Origin of the sequence: Gilliamella sp. BG1, assembly GCF_046635625.1 — a bacterium.
GTDB lineage: Bacteria > Pseudomonadota > Gammaproteobacteria > Enterobacterales > Orbaceae > Gilliamella > Gilliamella bombi.
The window spans coordinates 61,711-82,194 of sequence record NZ_JBIDFG010000004.1 but is presented as its reverse complement, the minus strand read 5'-3'; the positions used below and the strand labels follow the sequence as shown (position 1 = coordinate 82,194).

Annotated in this window: 16 protein-coding genes, 1 pseudogene and 1 riboswitch; of the genes and pseudogenes, 6 read left to right on the top strand and 11 right to left on the bottom strand. The window is 35.6% G+C overall.

The window, feature by feature from the left end:
• Nucleotides 1–175 precede the first annotated feature (175 nt).
• The gene (gene glnE / locus ACGH80_RS02775; RefSeq protein ID WP_411630496.1) at nucleotides 176–3,019 is read left to right on the top strand and encodes a bifunctional [glutamate--ammonia ligase]-adenylyl-L-tyrosine phosphorylase/[glutamate--ammonia-ligase] adenylyltransferase; all 2,844 of its coding nucleotides are present in this window, start codon (nucleotides 176–178) and stop codon (nucleotides 3,017–3,019) included.
• A 127-nt stretch (nucleotides 3,020–3,146) separates the two neighbouring features.
• Here the strand turns inward: glnE and ttcA are convergent, their stop codons facing one another.
• Both ttcA and yeiP read right to left on the bottom strand, forming a co-directional pair.
• The gene (gene ttcA / locus ACGH80_RS02770; protein ID WP_174798495.1) at nucleotides 3,147–4,043 is read right to left on the bottom strand and encodes a tRNA 2-thiocytidine(32) synthetase TtcA; all 897 of its coding nucleotides are present in this window, start codon (nucleotides 4,041–4,043) and stop codon (nucleotides 3,147–3,149) included.
• 14 nt (nucleotides 4,044–4,057) lie between these two features.
• The gene (gene yeiP / locus ACGH80_RS02765) at nucleotides 4,058–4,630 is read right to left on the bottom strand and encodes an elongation factor P-like protein YeiP (protein WP_065574609.1); all 573 of its coding nucleotides are present in this window, start codon (nucleotides 4,628–4,630) and stop codon (nucleotides 4,058–4,060) included.
• Between the two features lie 116 nt (nucleotides 4,631–4,746).
• Here yeiP and ACGH80_RS02760 point away from each other — a divergent pair, with 116 nt between their 5' ends.
• Together ACGH80_RS02760 and ACGH80_RS02755 are read left to right on the top strand one after the other, a co-directional pair.
• Nucleotides 4,747–5,013: a YkgJ family cysteine cluster protein gene (locus ACGH80_RS02760; RefSeq protein WP_174798494.1), complete on the top strand. Its 267-nt coding sequence runs from the start codon at nucleotides 4,747–4,749 to the stop codon at nucleotides 5,011–5,013.
• A gap of 203 nt (nucleotides 5,014–5,216) precedes the next feature.
• A complete protein-coding gene (locus tag ACGH80_RS02755; protein WP_174798493.1) occupies nucleotides 5,217–6,659 on the top strand; it encodes an amino acid permease in 1,443 nt (480 codons plus the stop codon).
• 117 nt (nucleotides 6,660–6,776) lie between these two features.
• Here ACGH80_RS02755 and infA read toward each other — a convergent pair whose 3' ends face one another.
• From infA to bamD, 6 genes and pseudogenes are all read right to left on the bottom strand, one after another.
• Complete coding sequence (gene infA, locus ACGH80_RS02750) at nucleotides 6,777–6,995, bottom strand: translation initiation factor IF-1 (RefSeq protein WP_025315083.1); 219 nt, start codon at nucleotides 6,993–6,995, stop codon at nucleotides 6,777–6,779.
• A 224-nt stretch (nucleotides 6,996–7,219) separates the two neighbouring features.
• Nucleotides 7,220–7,873 (bottom strand): nicotinate-nucleotide adenylyltransferase, encoded by a 654-nt coding sequence (gene nadD / locus ACGH80_RS02745; RefSeq protein ID WP_174798492.1) that lies wholly within the window; start codon nucleotides 7,871–7,873, stop codon nucleotides 7,220–7,222.
• The gene (gene holA, locus ACGH80_RS02740; protein WP_174798491.1) at nucleotides 7,867–8,871 is read right to left on the bottom strand and encodes a DNA polymerase III subunit delta; all 1,005 of its coding nucleotides are present in this window, start codon (nucleotides 8,869–8,871) and stop codon (nucleotides 7,867–7,869) included. The genes nadD and holA overlap by 7 nt, the downstream gene beginning before the upstream one ends.
• A gap of 7 nt (nucleotides 8,872–8,878) precedes the next feature.
• On the bottom strand, nucleotides 8,879–9,370 hold the full coding sequence (gene lptE / locus ACGH80_RS02735; protein WP_174798490.1) for an LPS assembly lipoprotein LptE: 492 nt from the start codon (nucleotides 9,368–9,370) through the stop codon (nucleotides 8,879–8,881).
• 35 nt (nucleotides 9,371–9,405) lie between these two features.
• A complete protein-coding gene (gene leuS, locus ACGH80_RS02730; RefSeq protein ID WP_411630495.1) occupies nucleotides 9,406–11,988 on the bottom strand; it encodes a leucine--tRNA ligase in 2,583 nt (860 codons plus the stop codon).
• Nucleotides 11,989–12,327: 339 nt separating this feature from the next.
• Nucleotides 12,328–13,050: pseudogene (gene bamD, locus ACGH80_RS02725) on the bottom strand (outer membrane protein assembly factor BamD); the annotation flags it as partial.
• Nucleotides 13,051–13,142: 92 nt separating this feature from the next.
• On the opposite strand from bamD, the gene rluD reads away from it, so the two are divergent.
• Together rluD and pgeF are read left to right on the top strand one after the other, a co-directional pair.
• Nucleotides 13,143–14,117: a 23S rRNA pseudouridine(1911/1915/1917) synthase RluD gene (gene rluD / locus ACGH80_RS02720; protein ID WP_174798488.1), complete on the top strand. Its 975-nt coding sequence runs from the start codon at nucleotides 13,143–13,145 to the stop codon at nucleotides 14,115–14,117.
• Nucleotides 14,118–14,122: 5 nt separating this feature from the next.
• Complete coding sequence (pgeF, locus tag ACGH80_RS02715; protein WP_411630494.1) at nucleotides 14,123–14,893, top strand: peptidoglycan editing factor PgeF; 771 nt, start codon at nucleotides 14,123–14,125, stop codon at nucleotides 14,891–14,893.
• 143 nt (nucleotides 14,894–15,036) lie between these two features.
• Here the strand turns inward: pgeF and ACGH80_RS02710 are convergent, their stop codons facing one another.
• From ACGH80_RS02710 to queD, 3 genes are all read right to left on the bottom strand, one after another.
• A complete protein-coding gene (locus ACGH80_RS02710) occupies nucleotides 15,037–16,104 on the bottom strand; it encodes a DUF1176 domain-containing protein (RefSeq protein ID WP_411630493.1) in 1,068 nt (355 codons plus the stop codon).
• A 108-nt stretch (nucleotides 16,105–16,212) separates the two neighbouring features.
• Nucleotides 16,213–16,827, bottom strand: coding sequence for a 7-carboxy-7-deazaguanine synthase QueE (locus ACGH80_RS02705; protein WP_411578504.1), 615 nt, complete (start codon nucleotides 16,825–16,827; stop codon nucleotides 16,213–16,215).
• A 2-nt stretch (nucleotides 16,828–16,829) separates the two neighbouring features.
• Nucleotides 16,830–17,252, bottom strand: coding sequence for a 6-carboxytetrahydropterin synthase QueD (queD, locus tag ACGH80_RS02700; RefSeq protein ID WP_065611257.1), 423 nt, complete (start codon nucleotides 17,250–17,252; stop codon nucleotides 16,830–16,832).
• 3 nt (nucleotides 17,253–17,255) lie between these two features.
• Nucleotides 17,256–17,301, bottom strand: a riboswitch (PreQ1 riboswitch).
• Nucleotides 17,302–17,586: 285 nt separating this feature from the next.
• Here queD and clpB point away from each other — a divergent pair.
• Complete coding sequence (gene clpB, locus ACGH80_RS02695) at nucleotides 17,587–20,157, top strand: ATP-dependent chaperone ClpB (RefSeq protein WP_411630492.1); 2,571 nt, start codon at nucleotides 17,587–17,589, stop codon at nucleotides 20,155–20,157.
• The last annotated feature ends 327 nt before the right edge of the window (nucleotides 20,158–20,484 follow it).

Below are 20,484 nucleotides of genomic sequence, written 5' to 3'. Positions count from 1 at the left end.
TGTATATTCTTTATGAATCATTCCTAAAAACAATACTCAATTAAAAATCATCTCATCATTTTCGACACTTTTTTATTTTGTATATAAAATACTATATAACTTACAAAAGTTACTTATAATATATTCTTATTTTGCTGATATTATTTTGTGAAGAAATTTCTAAGAGAGCTTGCTTATGTCAGAATTTAACCTTCCAGTTTCTTCTTTGTTTGAACAACAAAAGCAAAAAGTTGCCTCTCAACTTAAACAATGTCAATCAAACGAAATACAAGCTAATTTAGATATTTTAGTGCGAAGTAATTTTTTGGTAGATGCATTTTATCGATTTCCTAACTGGCTAACAGAAATCAGCCAAAATCCCCCACAGGCAGATGAAAGACAGTATTACCAAACTTGGTTAAATGAAAAATTAATAGCAGTTTCAGATGAAACTGAATTCATGAAGATTTTAAGGCAATTTCGTCGTTATATTTTAGTCCGGTTAGCATGGTCTCAACTAGTTCATATCAGTAATGATGAGCAGATTTTATTACAATTAAGTGAACTAGCTGAGGTGATAATTGTTACAGCTCGTAATTGGCTTTATGAGCTTAGTTGCAAAGAGTGGGGGACACCTTACAATGCTCAAGGTCAGACGCAGCCACTGCTGATTTTAGGTATGGGAAAATTAGGTGGTGGAGAACTTAATTTCTCGTCCGATATTGATTTGATTTTTACCTATCCCGAACATGGACAAACACAAGGAGGGCGGAGAGAGTTAGATAATGCTGTATTCTTTACACGTTTGGGACAACGTTTGATCAAAGCGTTAGACCAAATTACAGAAGATGGATTTGTTTATCGCGTTGATATGCGCTTGCGGCCACTTGGTGATGGTGGACCTTTGGTGCTGAGTTTTTCTGCTATGGAAGATTACTATCAAGAACAAGGGCGCGATTGGGAACGTTATGCAATGGTTAAAGCTAAAGTGCTTGGTGATCAACAATCTCCTTATGTCAGTGAGCTTTATCAAATGTTAAAACCATTTGTTTATCGTCGCTATATTGATTTTAGTGTTTTACAATCATTGCGTAATATGAAAAGCATGATTGAACGTGAAGTGCGTCGTCGTGGTTTAAAAAATAACATTAAGCTTGGTGCTGGTGGGATTCGTGAAATAGAGTTTATTGTACAAGTTTTTCAGCTTATTCGTGGTGGAAGAGTAGTGGGGTTGCAAACTCGTTCGCTATTAAATGCGCTTGATGTGATTGAACAAGAATCGCTACTTGCATCGAATGAAGTATCGTTATTACGAGAAAATTACCTATTTTTACGCCGTTGTGAAAATCTTCTACAAGCTATTGCTGACGAACAGACCCAAACCTTGCCAAATAATGCACTGGATCAAGCTCGTTTAGCGATAAGCATGGGCTTTAATCATTGGCATGATTTTGAACAAGCGTTATTAGTGCGGATGCAACATAACCGCCAAATTTTTAATGAACTTATTGGCGAAAACGAATCAGAATCTACCTCAACGACTAAGCCTTATAACGATCAATTTGACGATCTTTGGGTGCCTGATCTTCAAATAAGCGATGTTAGTGCAATATTACCTACCTATTCAGAAACAGAAGTTACGCAGATCTACCAAATGCTAGTGCAATTTCGTGATGATATAGGTAAACGTACCATTGGCGTACGGGGGCGTGAAATCCTCGATCAGTTAATGCCACGTTTGTTAGAAGCTGTCTGTAGCGAAAAGCAAGCAACAATGGTGCTATCAAGGATTTTGCCGTTACTTGTTAATATTGTTAGTCGTACCACTTATTTAGAACTGTTACTTGAATATCCAACTGCTTTGAAGCAATTGATTCGCTTATGTAGTGCTTCACCAATGATTAGCGATCAGCTGGCTCATTACCCTATATTATTAGATGAGCTTATTGATATCAATTCGCTTTATCAGACTGTTGCTCCAAATGAATATAAAAGCCAGCTTTATCAATATTTATTACGTATTGAAGTTGATGACGAAGAACAACAACTTGAAGCTTTACGTCAATTTAAACAGATGCAATTGTTGCATATAGCTGCTTGCGATGTTGAGCATGTATTAACTACCATGAAGGTCAGTGATCACCTAACTTATGTGGCTGAATCATTATTAGATTTTGTCATACAAATGGCTTGGAATCAAATGGTTACTCGCTATGGCAAGCCTGAGCATTTGGCTGATAATCATAAAGGCTTGGTGGTAATCGGCTATGGTAAATTAGGCGGTTGGGAACTGGGTTATGGTTCGGATCTCGATTTGGTTTTTTTACATGATTGTCCAGTTAATAGTATAACTAACGGCAATAAGCAGATAGATAGTCGTCAATTCTATTTGCGTTTAGTTCAGCGAATTATTCATCTATTTAATGTTCGTACTAGTTTTGGGATTTTATATGAAGTTGATGTAAGGCTTCGCCCTCAGGGTGATGCAGGATTGCTTGCTTGTAGTTTAGATTCGTTCGAAGATTACCAAATGAATGAAGCTTGGACTTGGGAGCATCAAGCATTAGTCAGAGCAAGAGCTATATATGGAGAAGGTGAATTAATAAAACGTTTTAACCAAATTCGTCATAATGTACTTTGTAAAAAGCGTGATGAAGTTGTATTAAAAAAAGAAGTGCGTGAAATGCGTGAAAAAATGAGAGTACATCTAGGTAGCACTCAAAACAATTTATTTAACTTAAAAATTGATGAAGGAGGAATAGGAGATATTGAGTTTATATCGCAATATCTTGTGCTTAATTATGCTAATAAATATCCTAAAATGACAAAGTGGAGCGATAATGTTCGGATTTTAGAACTTGCGACAAATTATCAAATAATGGATAGCCAAGAAGCAGAGCAGCTAACACAAGCCTATATCGATATGCGCAACAAAATTCATAGATTAGCATTGCTATTACAATCTAGCACGGTTAATAGTTCGCAATTTGTGCAAGAAAAACAAATAGTCAACCAATGCTGGCTAAAATGGTTAACATAATAAATTGGCTTTTTATTTTAATGTTTGGTTTAACTTTATTGTGGATTTAAAATTTCTAGGAAATGTAAAAATCAATGCCACATTAATGGCATTGATGAAAAAGTTAAAGTATATGTATATTAAGCCACTATTTTGCTTCCTTCCATAAAATCATATCTTGTTTTTCAAGTTCTGAAGCATCAAAACCGATGGTTGTTGCCATATCTTCGCGGTCAAAAGCAATATCGCCACCATTAACAGAAAGATCACCTTTTTTAATTCCTTTAAAATCAAACAAATTGGTATCACACAGATGGGATAGGGTGATGTTTTGTGTTGCTCGGAACATGGTTTCAATGCGTCCGGGGAACTTTTTATCCCATTCATTGAGCATTTCTTTAATTACTTGCCTTTGTAAGTTGGGTTGTGAGCCACAAAGATTACAAGGAATAATCGGAAATTGTTTAATTTCAGCGTATCTGGCGATATCTTTTTCTTTGCAATAAGCTAGTGGTCGGATAATGATATGTTCACCTGAATCATTCATTAGCTTTGGCGGCATTGCTTTGAGTTTGCCACCATAAAACATATTTAAAAATAGCGTTTCTAAAATATCATCTCGATGATGGCCAAGGGCAATTTTTGTTGCACCAAGTTCGGTTGCTGTGCGATATAAAATGCCACGACGTAGCCGTGAACAAAGCGAGCAAGTTGTTTTACCTTCAGGGATTTTATCCTTGACAATACCGTAGGTGTTTTCTTGCACGATTTTATATTCAATGCCTAACGAATTTAAATATTCAGGCAATACATGTTCAGGAAATCCTGGTTGTTTTTGATCTAAGTTAACTGCTATTAGATCAAAATGTACTGGTGCACTGATTTTTAAGTTGATAAGAATATCAAGCAAAGTATAACTATCTTTACCGCCTGATAAGCAAACCATAATACGATCGCCTTCTTCGATCATATTAAAGTCAGCGATTGCTTCGCCAGTTAAGCGACGCAATCGTTTATGTAGTTTATTTTGATTATATATATTCATTACGATTTTATTGGTTATTCGGCACGGCTCATGTAACGGCGTTCAGCAATATGAATTTTAACTCTTTCATGGTTATCAATATATTCTGGAACCTGAATTACAAGCCCAGTCGATAAAGTAGCTGGTTTAGTTCGCGCACTAGCTGAAGCTCCTTTAATACTTGGCGAGGTTTCAACAATATCAAGTTCAACAGTCTGTGGCAATTCCAAGGCAAGAACTTCACCATCAGCCATTAGCACTTGAATACCATTCATACCGCCTTCAGGGATAAACAATAATTCATCTTCAATTTGCTCTTTTTTGAAGATATAAGGGGTATAATCCTCATTATCCATAAATACATATTCATCACCATCAATATACGAAAAACTAACAGGTCGACGGGATAGTTCAATTGTTTCGAGGATATCATCACCTTTAAAACGTTCTTCAACTTTTCCACCATTTTTTACATCGGTAAAACGCATTTTATAAAGTGTACTGGCACCCCGTGCACTTGGACTTTGAACATCAATATCTTTAACAAGTAATAATTTACCATTATAGGTGACTGCATCACCACGTTTTATTTCATTTGCTTTAGCCATAATATTTATTCTTCACGATTAAAAAAAGTTAAAAAATTAGCTCGCTATTTTACCGCTAACTTGCTATTGTCACCATCAAAATTTATTGAATAGGCGTGTAAAATAAAGAAAACACTATGACAGATTCATTCCAATGTCGAAAAAACTGCGGTGCCTGTTGTATTGCTCCTTCAATTTCATCAGCCATCCCATGTATGCCTAAGGGTAAACCAGCTGGTATTGCTTGTCTTCATTTAGATAACAATTATCAATGTAAATTGTTCTTGCACCCATCGAGACCGAAAGTTTGTGGTCGATTAAAACCTTGTATCGAAATGTGTGGTAATAGCCGTTCGCAAGCACTGAATTATTTAACTCAATTAGAACAGCTAACTAAAGGTTAAGTATTGTATATATTTAACAAAACAGTTCGATTATTAGAATTATTTATCTCGCCATCATTTTTTTTTGATACACTTTTACCTATTTTATTTATCAGTAATGATTAATATAAATTTTTAGCTGCCTATTTGGTTGTTAAATAATGTGGAATATAAAAATTTATGCTCCATAAGATGGGCTCTCCTTAACAAAGAAGAATATTGATATGAAAAACAAATTAAAACGAGATTTAAAGGCGCGTCACTTAGCTATGATCGCCATTGGTGGTTCAATTGGCACAGGGCTATTTGTTGCCTCAGGAGCAACTGTTGCTCAGGCAGGTCCCGGTGGTGCTTTGCTTTCGTATGCCATTATAGGTGTAATGGTGTACTTTTTAATGACTAGCTTAGGGGAACTTGCTGCATATTTACCTGTTTCAGGCACCTTTGCAACTTATGGTTCACGTTATGTAGATGAAGCGTTTGGTTTTGCCATTGGTTGGAACTATTGGTATAACTGGGCAATTACAGTTGCGGTTGACCTAGTTGCCGCTCAGCTAGTTATTTCTTATTGGTTTGATGCCGGTCCTTATAGCTGGTTATGGAGTTTATTGTTTTTAAGTATCATCTTTTGTTTAAACTATATTTCAGTTAAAGGCTTTGGTGAAGCTGAATTTTGGTTTTCATTAATTAAAGTTGTCACCGTTATTGTTTTTATTATTGTTGGTTTATTAATGATTATTGGTATTTTCCATGGTGCAGAAGGTGCAGGTTGGCAAAATTGGACCATCAAAGAAGCGCCTTTTGCTGGTGGATTTTCATCAATGATTGGTGTAGCAATGGTAGTTGGATTTTCATTTCAAGGTACAGAATTAATTGGTATTGCAGCTGGTGAATCAAAAGATCCAGAAAAAAATATTCCTAAAGCTATGCGGCAAGTCTTTTGGCGAATACTGTTATTTTATATCTTTGCGATTTTAGTCATCAGTTTAATTATTCCTTATACTGATCCTAATTTACTACGTAACGATGAAACCGATATAAGTGTTAGTCCATTTACCCTAGTATTTGAACATGCAGGATTATTATCAGCTGCAGCATTAATGAATGCTGTTATACTGACTTCAGTTTTATCTGCGGGTAACTCAGGACTTTATGCTTCGACCCGTATGCTTTATGCTCTTGCTAAAGAAGGTAAAGCACCTAAAATCTTTGCAAAATTATCATCATCAGGCGTACCTCGTGCAGCGTTGTTAGCAACGACATTTGTGGCTATGCTTTGCTTCTTAACGTCGATGTATAGAGATCAGGTTGTTTATTTGTGGTTGCTCAATATGTCAGGTATGACTGGTTTTATTGCTTGGTTAGGAATTGCAATTAGTCATTATCGTTTTAGAAAGGGTTACCTTATGCAAGGTCATGATGTTAATCAATTACCATATAAATCAAGCTGCTTCCCATTTGGCCCTGTTTTTGCTTTCGTATTATGTTTAATTATAACACTTGGTCAAAATTACGAAGCCTTCCTACAAGATTCTATTGATTGGAATAGTGTAATTGCAACCTATATCGGTTTACCATTATTTTTAATGATTTACTTTGGCTATAAAATAGTTAAAAAAACAAAATGGGTTAAATACGATCAAATGAACTTTTCTAAAGATGATTAACTCACTAGTTTAGTTTAAATATCTCACTTCTCCGTCGACTTTTGTCGACGGTTTTTTTATTAAAAAAGAGAGAAATAAACAGTTATATAGCGATAAAAGTTTATTCTGATAACGATATTAGCGACTTCGGAAGATGATGCGTGCTTTAGATAGATCGTAAGGTGTCATTTCAACAGTAACTTTATCACCAGTTAAAATACGAATATAGTTCTTACGCATCTTACCAGAAATATGTGCAGTAACGACATGACCATTTTCAAGTTCCACACGAAACATCGTATTTGGAAGAGTATCAAGTATGGTTCCTTGCATTTCAATGTTATCTTCTTTTGCCATTGGGGCCTCTTAATAATAAGTACAAATTAAATATACTCAACTAACTTTCCTCGTCTAAGCACATATAGTGCAAAGGTATCGCGTTGCGCTTTTATGTCACCTATAAAGTATTTTATTCGATGACAAAGTAAAGTTAAGTATAAACACAAAAAGCTAAGTTTAAAATAAATAAACACAGCGGCGAAATAATGCCGAAAAAACTGTCAGATGTAAAGCCCTTTCTACTATTTCTTTGCAGTATAAAGGCCTTGCTGATGAATATAATGCCACACTTTGGGTGGTAACAAATTTTCACAACTGGCTTGGTTGTTAATATTTTGCCTGATCTCAGTAGCTGAAATATCTTCAAGTGGCGTATGTGCAAAAAAGATATAACCATGTGGTGAATTGTGTAGATCTTTAACGTTTGTGGTATTATGCACATCAATCCATTGTTGTAACTCAATGTTATCAGTTTTTTGGGCATAACCTGGTCTACGGCAAATTAGTAAATGGCAATAATCAAGCAGCGTTTTCCATTTACTCCAAGTCGGTAAACTCAATAATGAATCTTGTCCCATAATAAATGCCAATCCTTCACTATTCCCATTTTCTTGTCGCCAGGCTTGAAGCGTTCCGATAGTATAAGAAGGACGTGTTGAAGTTTCAGGTAAGATCTCTCTTACATTCAACGCAAATAATGGTAAACCTTCGATAGCCAATTTTAACATTGCCAAGCGTTGTTCAGTACTCGCTTCGGGTTGTGGTTTATGAGGAGGGATATGATTAGGCAATAAACCAATTTGCTTTAATCCGACTTCATTTGCTAACGAAATAGCAGGGCGAAGGTGTCCATAATGGATCGGATCAAAAGTTCCTCCTAATAATGCAGTTAACATTTATCTAATCCCATAAATTGCATCGATAAATTAAACATTGCGTCCCATATTCGTGCTTGGTTATCATGCTTTAAACTGATTTCGATCTCTGTCAATTTGGCTAATAAATTAAATAGGTCATTAATATCGCAACGGTTTAGATAACTGGTATATATCGTTCTTTTATTTTGCCAAACCTTATATTCATCGAAAACTTGTTTTAATGATTTTTGTTGCAATCCTTTTTTTAAATTGATCATCAATATCAATTCACGTTGAACAATCCGCAATAAAATTAACGGCTCAAATTCATTTATTTTTAGCTGTTGTAAAATATGAATGGCTCGTTTTGTTTTATTGGCAATCATCGCATCAGTCCAATGATATGGTGTAAATATTGCCGAATCATTTATATTATTTTCGACTTCATCATAAGAAATGCTCTGATTAGGATACAACAACTTAAGTTGTGCAATAATTTGTGTTAATGCCAGTAAATTGCCTTCATAATAATAGCAAAACAGTTCAATTGCCTTTGGTTCAATGGTCATTTGTTGTTGTTGCAAATGATTTTTGATCCATTGTGGCAACTGTAAAGTATCGGGTGTAGTGCAATTGATAACCACCAATTTATCCGATAAAGCTTTATACCAATTAGCGTTTTCTTGCGATTTCGTAATTTTGTTAAGTGTAATAACCAGCGCAATACCAGGGGTTAAAACCTCACTTAGTGTATTGAGTTTGGTAGTGATAGCTGCGTTTAATGAACCCTCACCAAAATCAAGAAAAATCAGAGTATTTGCAGAAAATAGATTCATAGCCTGACAGCTATCATAAATAGCTGTCCAATCGGTTTGATTATCAATTACAAAAGTAAGTTGCTCATCAAATCCTTTTTGTAAAAAGGATTTGCGTAACTCAGTTTGCACATAATGCTGTAAATAGGGATCACTACCTAAAATTAAATAATAGGGAGCCCCCACATTATTGTTAATTTGATCGGCACTAATTTTAATCATGTCAACGTTAATTTACTGCATGAATCGATTTTAATTTACGGATGACTTGTTTAGCCGCTTGTTTAAACATTTCGTTTTCAATTAAGTCTTGTTCAACCGTCTTAGCCAAAGCTTCAGCTGGATTATCAAAAAACGTTCTAAACACGCGTACGCTTATTGGATAAGTCTGTTGACCAGCAACAACTTGTGCTTCAACCGTTAACACTAATTGATATTCGGCAGCTTTACCATCTTGATAAATCGAGATGGTATTGCGACTTAGATTTTCACTTACCATTTTTAACAATGGTACCTGACCTGAAGCATTATTATTCGTTATTGTCACATCATTATCGTGTAATAACTCTTTAATATTGCGAGATAATCTTCCATAAGGGTCATAACTTATGTAAGACATCGTTTTAAAACTTTCTGGCACTTCTGTCTCATGTTGTAAGTGAAATCCACATCCTGTTAAGGATATTGTTAATAACATAATTAATGCTAAATATTTTTTCATATCAATAACCGCCTAAATTTAGTTATCAAACAAAATTAACCAACAACAAGATTTAATAATTTACCCGGTACATAAATCATTTTACGGATAGCAACATCACTCAAATATTTTTGGATGTTAGGCTCTTGTTTTGCTTGTGATACAACAAAATCTTGATCGGCATCGGCAGGTACAATAAATTTACCGCGGACTTTGCCATTGATTTGTACAACAATGAGTTTCTCGTCCTCCACCATTGCCGATTGATCAGCAACAGGCCAAGTTGTATTATCAATCAATTCGTTGTGACCTAAAGCTTGCCACATAACAAAACAAGCGTGAGGCATCATTGGGTAAAGTAATCGAACAATAGCATTTAAAGCTTCACTCATTAGAGCGCGATCTTGCTCTGTTTCTTGCGGTGCTTTTTGTAAGCGATTCATAAATTCCATCACAGCAGCAATAGCAGTATTAAATGTTTGGCGGCGGCCAATATCATCACTCACTTTCGCTATGGTTTTATGTAATTCACGACGTAATGATTTTTGTTCACTATCTAGAGCTGTAACGTCTAGTTTTGCTGCTACACCTTTTTGGGTATGTTCATAAACTAAACGCCATACACGTTTAATAAATCGGTTTGCACCTTCAACGCCAGATTCTTGCCATTCTAGTGTCATATCAGCAGGTGATGCAAACATCATAAACAATCGAACGGTATCAGCACCATATTTTTCAACCATTTCTTGCGGATCGATACCATTATTTTTTGATTTTGACATTTTGGTCATACCGGCATGAACTAGCTCATTGCCATGACTATCGACAGCTTTAGCAATGCGCCCCTTATCATCACGTTCAATAGTGACTTCAGTTGGCGAAACCCAAATACGTTCATTTGTTGGACTGGTATAATAAAATGCATCAGCTAATACCATACCTTGGCAAAGTAGACGTTTTGCTGGTTCATCTGACGATACTAAACCAAAATCACGCATTAATTTATGGAAAAATCTAAAATAAAGTAAATGCATAATGGCATGTTCAATACCACCAACATACTGGTCAACAGGTAACCAATAGTTTGCTGCTTTTTCGTCTAACATACCTTTGTCGTAGTTTGGACAAGTGTAACGAGCATAATACCAAGAAGATTCCATAAAGGTATCAAACGTATCGGTTTCACGTAGTGCAGGTTGACCGTTAACGGTTGTCTTAGCCCAGTTAGGATCTGCCTTAATTGGACTGGTAATACCATTCATTTCAACATTTTCAGGTAAAATAACTGGTAATTGGTCTTCTGGTGTTGGTATGGTTGTACCATCTTCCAGCGTCACCATTGGGATTGGTGCACCCCAATAACGTTGACGCGAAACACCCCAATCACGCAAACGGTAATTAACTTTACGTTTACCAATACCTAATGCAATTAACTTATCAGCAACAGCATTAAATGCTTGATCAAAATCAAGACCATCAAATTCGCCTGAATTAAATAACTTGCCATGCTCAGTATATGCTTTTTCAGAAAGATCTGGTGCGTTACCGTCTTGAGTTAAAATAACAGGATTAATTGGTAAGTTATATTTTGAAGCAAATTCATAATCACGTTCATCGTGCCCAGGCACAGCCATCACTGCACCTGTACCATATTCAATTAACACAAAATTAGCAATCCAAACAGGGACTTTTTTTCCTGTTAAAGGATGGATAGCATAAAAGCCAGTTGCAATGCCTTTCTTTTCCATGGTTGCCATATCGGCTTCGGCTGTTTTGGTATTTTTACATTCAGCAACAAATTCAGCAATTTTAGGATCGTTTTGGGCTGCTAATTGTGCAAGAGGGTGCTCTGCGGCAACAGAGACAAAACTAACGCCCATTAATGTATCAGGACGAGTTGTATAGACGCGTAACTTATCAGCATAATTTTCAACAGCAAAATCAAACTCAACACCTTCAGAACGACCAATCCAGTTACGTTGCATGGTTTTAACTTGTTCTGGCCAACTTTCAAGCGTATTCAAATCATTAAGTAGTTCTTCGGCATATTCGGTGATTTTAATAAACCATTGTGGGATTTCTTTGCGCTCAACAGGGGTACTACAACGCCAACAACAACCTTCAACCACTTGCTCATTAGCAAGTACGGTCTGATCATTAGGGCACCAGTTAACTGCCGATGTTTTTTTATAAACTAAGCCTTTTTCATATAACTTAGTAAAAAACCATTGTTCCCATTTATAATATTCAGGATGACAAGTAGTAACTTCACGATCCCAATCATAACCAAATCCTAAAAGTTGTAATTGCTTTTTCATATAAGCAATATTTTCATAGGTCCATTTTGCAGGTGCAGTATTGTTCTTAACTGCAGCACCTTCAGCAGGCAAACCAAACGCATCCCAACCGATTGGCTGTAGTACATTTTTACCATTTAAACGTTGGTAACGTGAAATGGTATCACCAATGGTGTAGTTACGGACATGACCAAGATGCAAACGCCCAGAAGGGTAAGGTAGCATCGATAAGCAGTAATATTTTTCTTTTGATGAATCTTCAGTAACGTGAAAGGTTTTATTTTCTTGCCAATGTTTTTGTACAATGGCTTCTATTTCATCTGGGCGATATTGTTCTTGCATGACGAGTTAATGTCCTATCTATTATAACTAATAAAAATATGCTGCTAATTGTATTGGTTATTGATTCGTTTTACAAACGATATATGAAGTAAGACATTGATTTCTTGTTATGATAAATTCTAAGTTATTGAGCATATTTTATTACTGATATTTAATAAATAACAAACCTTTAATAGGTTAAGGTGAAAGGGATACAACAAGTTAAATTAATTGCTATTTAAGTGTGATTAAATAGCAATTAAAGGTAGGTATCTTAATTAAAAAAGCCTAACCACCATTAAAGACGCTAGTAAAACGTGATAAGAATGATCGTTGTTCTTCTTTAGGCATGTTTTTAAGATTTGCTTGAATCAGTTGATCAAGTTTTTGGGTTTCATCAACTAAGCCTAATTCATTATAAGCATTACGCATTAAAAGCAATGCTTCTTTAGTTGAATCGGTATCTGGGAACATAATTAACATTTCAGTCACGCGATTAATCACAGCTACATAAGCACCGCGTTTTGTATAGAATTGTGCGACTTTTAACTGATAGCGAGCCAATCTATTTTTCAAAAATACAAGGCGTTTTTGCGCATCGGCTGCATATTGACTGTTTGGAAAACTAGACAGTAGATAAGAAAAGTCCTTAAATGCAGCTGAAGCATAATCGGGATCGCGATCTGAACGATCAACATTAAACCAACCTTGGATCATATTGTCGTCTTGTGCCATATTTGAAATGCCACGCATATAAATAACCCAATCAATATTTGGATGCGTTGGATTCAATTTCAAAAAACGGTCAATTGACGCAATTGCTAACGGTAAGTCAGCTGATTTATAGTAAGCGTAAATCAAATCAAGTTGAACTTGTTGAGAATAAGGACCAAAAGGATAATTTTTGTCCAAGGACTCTAATATAGTAATACTGGATTTAATATTACCATTTTCAAGCTCAGACTTCGCTTTGTTATGTAGTTCAATCTCGGGTACATTTTCAACATCGGGCTTGGAAGAAGTACAGCCAATTAGCATGCCACTTAAAGCGATAGCTAGCAAAGAGTGTAAACGCAATTTCATTCAGTTTTTGATCCAAATATAATTAAACATTAAAGGCGATGATTAGTATATAATACTCTAAAACATAACAGCTTAAAATAGATAAATTACACATGCATGAGTTAAAATTATCAACTAAAATCGAACAAAGTCAACTAGGAATGCGTTTAGATCAAGCATTATCCGAGCTTTTTCCTGATTATTCACGCTCAAGAATAAAAGATTGGATTATTAATAATAAAGTCACTGTCAACGATGTTATCGTTAATAAACCAAAAGAAAAAGTGCTCGGTGGCGAAATAATAACTATTAATGCTGAAATTGAACAAGAAACTTATCATCAACCAGAAGATATAAAGCTTGATATTGTTTACGAGGATGATGACATTTTGGTGATTAATAAACCTCGTGATTTAGTTGTGCATCCTGGCGCAGGTAATCCTGATGGTACGGTATTAAATGCCTTATTGCATTATTATCCTGAGATAGCACGCGTACCCCGCGCAGGTATTGTGCATCGTCTAGATAAAGATACAACAGGGCTAATGGTTGTAGCTAAAACTATTATGGCACAAACACATTTGGTCGAATCACTTCAACTACGCCAAATTACACGCGAATATGAAGCTGTGGTCATGGGGATTATTACTGCAGGAGGAACCGTTGATCAGCCTATCACCCGTCATCCAACCAAACGTACACATATGGCTGTATTCCCAACGGGTAAACCAGCGGTTACCCATTATAGAGTGATGGAAAAATATCGCCTACATACACGTTTGCGATTGCGCTTAGAAACAGGGCGAACTCACCAAATCCGCGTGCACATGGCACATATTGCTCACCCACTAATTGGTGACCCACTCTACGGTGGAAGACCAAGGCCGCCTAAGGGGGCTAGTGAATCTTTTATTCAAACTTTACGCGATTTTAATCGCCAAGCATTACACGCTACCATGTTGCGATTATATCATCCTATAACAGGTGAACAAATGGAATGGCATGCTCCTATTCCTGACGATATGCAAAAGTTAATACAAGCTTTACAAGAAGATACCGAACAGCATAAAGATGAACTAGATTGGTGATGAATATGATTAAATCGATTTACCCATATTGGACAGCCCCAAAAAAAATTCATGCCTTTACTTCAACACGAACTGGTGGTGTTAGTTTAGCGCCATTTGCAAGTTTAAATATGGGAAATCGAACTGGTGATAATTCAGAACATATTGCTGAAAACCGCCGAAGAATTATTCAAGCCGAACAAATACCAAGCGAACCGTATTGGTTAACACAAACTCACAGCACAACAGTGCTTGATATATCGCAATTTGCTTTACAACCTCCAACAGGTAACGTCGATTCTTATCAAACTTTTGAAGCTGATGCATCATATACCAATCTACCTAAGCAAGTTAGCGTGGTGTTAACCGCAGATTGTATGCCTGTACTTTTTTGTACAACAAAGGGCGACGAAGTTGCAGCTGCCCATGCTGGTTGGCGAGGATTATGTAATGGTATATTAGAAGGAACAATTAAAAAATTTTCAAGCTCGCCATCAAACATCATTGCTTGGATGGGACCAGCCATTAGTGTCAAAAAATTTGAGGTAGGTATTGAAGTCAAACAACAATTTGAAAAAGCCGATCCAAAAGCACAAGAAGCGTTTAAATTGATCAACCCAACTGAACAAAAATACCTAGCAGACCTATATCTAATTGCCAAACAACGTTTACAAGCAGTAGGAGTAACGCAAATTTTTGGTGGTGATTATTGTACTTATACTGAACAAGATGAATTCTTCTCTTATCGACGTGAAAATAGAACTGGTAGAATGGCATCAATGATCTGGTTTGAATAAAAGAGTTTTTTTAAGCTAAAAACCTTCAATTTTTAGCTGCTTTGTAAAATATTTATAGTATAAAGATCTGCGGTAAATGTTAATATATAAAATTATAATATTTAAACCGCCATAAGATCTGAAGGCTTTCTATTGTTCAATTGTTATTTTATTTCGCTAACAAAAGAAGGTAATTCCCAAGCCCCACCGTCAAAACCTAAGCATTCACCTGTACTTATATTAGAGGAAAGCATAAATTTATGTCCATTCCAAGTCCAGCTAGATTTTTCTAAACAATCTCCCTCACCTCTTAGCTTAGCTATACTGGATATTGTTCCATTTTTGTATGTATTGCCCTCATTATTTATAAATTTTATATTTTTATTACTTAGTTTAGCAGTGTTGGAAATTATCCAATAGGCGTTACCTGAGTTATATGCGCTAAACCAACACCTAGTTTCAAGTAAATCGTGGTTATTATCTAATTTAATTAACCGAAATCTTTTATCATATCCTTGTGTTTCATCATAATAAGGATCTTCTAAATCATAAGCATCACATTTAGCTTCATGTATATAGCGTTTTTTGAATTGAGGGAATATTTTAATTACTTCATTGGTATTAAGTTCTTGACTTTGTTCTGGAGCAATTACTTTACCTTTTTTTATAGTTGGTACAGGTATTGGTGCATAAACGTTTGATTCATTTTTATTACCATGTGCTATAACTGCGCCAGTTGTACCAACCCGTCCTTGTTTTTTGTCCATTGTTAACATGACATCATAAAATCCGCCATTGGTATAAAATGATTGACTTCTACTGTTACGGAATATAACTTTCTCATTTTTTGTAAATGCTTGAATAATTTTTGTAGCTTGGAATTGTGACAACTGATAAATATTATTCTGTATTTCTTTTAATTCGCCTAAATACTCTTGATTAATGAATGCAGCCAATGAATTATCTAATTGTTGAGTGTTTTTAATTTCAATACCTTCTTTATCTTCTTCTTTGTTATTTTTTGTTCTAACATAAATTTCAACTGGCTGATTGGCCCCCGCTTTTCGCTGGAATAAAATTGACGATTTTATCACTCCTGTATCAGATATATCACTATATTCTATAACACGACAAGTTAAAGTATTATCACAAACTATATCCCAAGCTATAACTGGAGTTGTAAACAAAGTTAGCAATAAACAATAGCAAAAACGCATGACAGTTAATTCCATATAAATAATTTATATGAGGTTATTATAGATTAAACAATTATTCAATTAAAATTAATAAAACTTCTTGATTTTATGAATATTTAATTAGTTCTCTTTAGTACTAATTTATCATTCTATATTGGCAAACTTGTGGCTTTGCACACTCAAAAGCCATTTATTATTCAGTCGATTTTGGTTGATTTTTCCTAACAACTCTATCGTTTCAAACATATTAAATGCACCATCTTTTTCACAAGGAGATAGATAATAGCGTTTGGCTTGAATATGAGTTTCGATATATTGGCAAAAAGGAATAAAATCGCAGTGATTTTCGGCTACTATGCGTACTTCATTTGCTATTGGTTGTACTATTTTTTGATAGCGTGACTGATAACAAAATTTAGGGCTTAGCGCAATATAATCAATAAGCGGATCGACTTTACCAAGACCATTGCTTTCAATGGCGATGAAATAACCAGCTTTTTTGAGTGGCAAAAGCAATTCAGGTAACGCTTTAACCATTGTCGGTTCGCCACCTGTAATAATAATATTTTTGCTTTTATATTCGCTCACTTTAGTCATTAAAGTATCTAACGTGAATCGAGTAAATTTTCGAAAATTAGTGTCACACCAGGCACAATTTAAATTGCATCCTGCAAAACGAATAAAAATAGCAGGCATGCCAGTATTATAACCTTCGCCTTGTAAGGATTCGAAGATTTCAACAATACGAAATTCAATCATCATTAACTCCGATGATATTCACAATATGAAGTTGGCGTTTCCCATAGTTTGATCATCGAAACAGGCAAATATTGCGATAAGCAATCAAAAATAAATTTGCTCATTCCTTCTGCGGTGGTTCTACATGGAAAGGCAAAAATTTTACGATCCATTTCTTGTAGTAACGACGCGATACGGCACTCATTAGGGTTATGTTGATTGTAAAGATAGGCGTGATCTAACGGATCGACAATATGTTGTTTAACTATTAGCTTTAAATCGGCATAATCCATGACCATATCTTGGCTTGAGCCGTTATCAATAAGCTCTCCGCTAATTTCAACTAATAGGCGATAAGTGTGGCCGTGCAGATTATGACACTTTTTATTGTGCCCATCTAACATGTGACAAGCATCAAATTGAAACTCTTTGGCTATTTTGAACATTTTATATTCCTAGTTTTTTTTCGTGGGATGGATTACGAACCACGGTTAGCGAACCTAACAAAATAAAGGTAACAATATAAGGGGTAAAAGTGAATTTGTCATCTTACCAGTATATCTTAAAACGAAATTTAGATGTAATTGCTTAAATTGCAAACAGCTTTATTTTTATGTCAATTAATTCTTACATACTTGATAATTTTGTTGTATAAATTTTGTAAAAAATATTTTAACTTTGCTCTTGAAATTTAGGTTGCAACACTCATTTAGATCACATGCAAATGGATTAAATGTGTTAAGCGTTTAATCCAAATTTATTGCTCAGGAGATAAACACTATGAGGTTAGATAAACTAACAAATAAGTTTCAACAAGCTTTAGCTGATGCGCAGTCAATGGCATTAGGTAAAGACAATCAATATATAGAGCCTGTGCATGTCCTATCAGCCATGCTTAATCAAGAAGGGAGTAGTGTAATGCCTTTATTGATTGCAGCAGGTGCAAATATTGTTAATTTACAACAAGAATTAGCTCAAGCTATTGACCGATTACCCCAAGTTCAAGGTGTGGGTGGAGATGTTATTCCATCGCAAGATTTTGTTCGAGTATTAAATCTTTGCGATAAATTATCCCAAAAGAACGGTGATAGCTATATCTCATCAGAACTCTTTATATTAGCCGCTTTAGAAGATAAGGGCAGTTTAGGCGATCTTCTTAAAAGATTAGGTGTTAATAAAGATAAATTTAGCCAAGCAGTTAATCAAGTAAGAGGTAGCGATAACGTGAACGATCCTAATGAAGAAGATCAACGCGGTGCACTTAAAAAATACACCATTGATTTAACTCAACGAGCAGAACAAGGTAAACTTGATCCTGTTATTGGTCGTGATGAAGAAATTCGTCGAACTATTCAGGTATTACAACGTCGTACTAAAAATAATCCAGTATTAATTGGGGAACCAGGTGTAGGAAAAACTGCTATTGTAGAAGGATTAGCACAACGCATTGTTAACCGTGAAGTCCCTGAAGGATTACGAAATAAACGCGTTTTATCATTAGACATGGGTGCATTAATTGCTGGTGCCAAATATCGAGGGGAATTTGAAGAACGCCTAAAAGCCGTGCTTAAAGACTTAGCAAAAGAAGAAGGTCGCATTATATTATTTATTGACGAAATCCATACCATGGTTGGCGCAGGAAAAAGCGATGGAGCAATGGATGCTGGTAATATGTTAAAACCCGCATTAGCTCGCGGTGAATTACACTGCGTGGGAGCAACAACGCTTGATGAATACCGTCAATATATTGAAAAAGATCCTGCGTTAGAGCGTCGTTTCCAAAAAGTCTATGTTGCCGAACCAACAGTTGAAGATACGATCGCTATTTTGCGTGGTTTAAAAGAACGTTATGAACTGCATCACCATGTGCAAATAACCGATCCTGCAATCGTAGCTGCGGCTACATTATCGCATCGTTATATTTCTGATCGCATGTTACCTGACAAAGCGATTGATTTAATTGACGAAGCCGCATCAAGTATTCGTATGCAAATGGATTCAAAACCAGAATCTTTAGATCGACTTGAAAGGCGCATAATTCAACTTAAACTTGAACAACAAGCGCTTAAAAAAGAATCTGATGATGCGAGTAAAAAGCGACTACAAATGTTAAATGATGAACTTTCTGAAAAAGAAAAGGAATATGCTTCACTTGAAGAAGAGTGGAAGTCAGAAAAGGCAGCTGTTTCGGGGACTCAAAACATCAAAGCAGAACTAGAAAAGTCACGTACTGAAATAGAGCAAGCTCGTCGAGCTGGCGACTTGAACAAAATGTCAGAATTACAATATGGCAAAATTCCAGAGCTCGAAAAGAAACTTGCTTCAGCAACACAGTTAGAAGGCAAAACCATGAAGTTATTGCGTAACAAAGTGACCGATAACGAAATTGCAGAAGTATTATCTAAAGCGACAGGTATTCCAGTTTCTAGAATGCTTGAGAGCGAAAAAGATAAACTATTGCACATGGAAGATGCTTTACATAAACGTGTAATAGGTCAAAATGAAGCAGTATTAGCGGTTGCAAATGCGATTCGACGTAGCCGAGCAGGGCTTTCAGATCCAAATAAACCGATTGGATCATTCCTATTCTTAGGACCAACTGGTGTCGGTAAAACCGAGCTTTGCAAATCATTGGCTAACTTTATGTTTGACAGCGAAGATGCTATGGTGCGTATAGATATGTCAGAGTTTATGGAAAAACACTCCGTTGCTCGCTTAATTGGTGCGCCTCCAGGTTATGTTGGATATGAAGAAGGGGGGTATTTAACCGAAGCAGTTAGACGACGACCATACTCAGTAATTTTACTTGATGAAGTCGAAAAAGCACACCCAGATGTCTTTAATATCTTACTGCAAGTATTGGATGATGGGCGCTTAACAGATGGTCAAGGTCGCACAGTTGATTTTCGTAACACTGTCATAATTATGACATCAAACTTAGGTTCTGACCTAATTCAAGGTCAAGTTGAACTAAGTTATGACGAAATGAAATCTCTAGTGATGACGGTTGTAACCAAACACTTTAGACCAGAATTTATCAATCGTATTGACGAAACAGTGGTATTCCACCCATTAGGTCAAGAAAACATTAAAGCGATTGCAAAAATTCAGTTAGCACACGTTGAAAAACGTTTAGAAGAACGTGGTTACCAATTGGATATTTCGGATGCGGCACTTGAACAGTTAGCTAAGGTTGGCTTTGACCCAATTTATGGCGCAAGACCGTTAAAACGATCGATCCAACAAGAGATCGAAAACCCATTGGCACAACAAATACTGTCAGGTAAATTAGTCCCAGGTAAAACTATTCATCTAGATTTAGTTGGCGGCAACATTGAAGCCCAACAGTAATAAAACTTCAAAAGACAAACCGACCTCTATGGTCGGTTTTTTTTATACTTGATACAATTTAGTTTACCTATAGTACTTATAGTACTTAGAATTTAATCAGACAAACATTATTTTCGCAAAATGGATGTCTGATGAATAAAATAACAACAACACAAACCTGAACCCAACAAAACTACTCATTTTATACTTTAACATTTTTATACTTTAACATATAGTTACCTGAAACTTTTTGACAAAATTTTTTTAAAACCGTTTTCAAGGTTTTGCAACCAAAGCTTAATCAAACTAGCTTTTTGTTAGTTGTTAAAAGTAACAACTTTAACTATT

Bases quoted from the DNA above. Each gene is read 5' to 3' on its own strand.
- ttcA (WP_174798495.1), bottom strand. From the start codon at position 4,043: ATGAATATATATAATCAAAATAAACTACATAAACGATTGCGTCGCTTA.
- clpB (WP_411630492.1), top strand. From the start codon at position 17,587: ATGAGGTTAGATAAACTAACAAATAAGTTTCAACAAGCTTTAGCTGAT.
- rluD (WP_174798488.1), top strand. From the start codon at position 13,143: ATGCATGAGTTAAAATTATCAACTAAAATCGAACAAAGTCAACTAGGA.
- holA (WP_174798491.1), bottom strand. From the start codon at position 8,871: ATGATTAAAATTAGTGCCGATCAAATTAACAATAATGTGGGGGCTCCC.
- yeiP (WP_065574609.1), bottom strand. From the start codon at position 4,630: ATGGCTAAAGCAAATGAAATAAAACGTGGTGATGCAGTCACCTATAAT.
- lptE (WP_174798490.1), bottom strand. From the start codon at position 9,370: ATGAAAAAATATTTAGCATTAATTATGTTATTAACAATATCCTTAACA.
- ACGH80_RS02710 (WP_411630493.1), bottom strand. From the start codon at position 16,104: ATGGAATTAACTGTCATGCGTTTTTGCTATTGTTTATTGCTAACTTTG.
- ACGH80_RS02760 (WP_174798494.1), top strand. From the start codon at position 4,747: ATGACAGATTCATTCCAATGTCGAAAAAACTGCGGTGCCTGTTGTATT.
- ACGH80_RS02755 (WP_174798493.1), top strand. From the start codon at position 5,217: ATGAAAAACAAATTAAAACGAGATTTAAAGGCGCGTCACTTAGCTATG.
- ACGH80_RS02705 (WP_411578504.1), bottom strand. From the start codon at position 16,827: ATGATTGAATTTCGTATTGTTGAAATCTTCGAATCCTTACAAGGCGAA.
- leuS (WP_411630495.1), bottom strand. From the start codon at position 11,988: ATGCAAGAACAATATCGCCCAGATGAAATAGAAGCCATTGTACAAAAA.
- infA (WP_025315083.1), bottom strand. From the start codon at position 6,995: ATGGCAAAAGAAGATAACATTGAAATGCAAGGAACCATACTTGATACT.
- pgeF (WP_411630494.1), top strand. From the start codon at position 14,123: ATGATTAAATCGATTTACCCATATTGGACAGCCCCAAAAAAAATTCAT.
- nadD (WP_174798492.1), bottom strand. From the start codon at position 7,873: ATGTTAACTGCATTATTAGGAGGAACTTTTGATCCGATCCATTATGGA.
- glnE (WP_411630496.1), top strand. From the start codon at position 176: ATGTCAGAATTTAACCTTCCAGTTTCTTCTTTGTTTGAACAACAAAAG.
- queD (WP_065611257.1), bottom strand. From the start codon at position 17,252: ATGTTCAAAATAGCCAAAGAGTTTCAATTTGATGCTTGTCACATGTTA.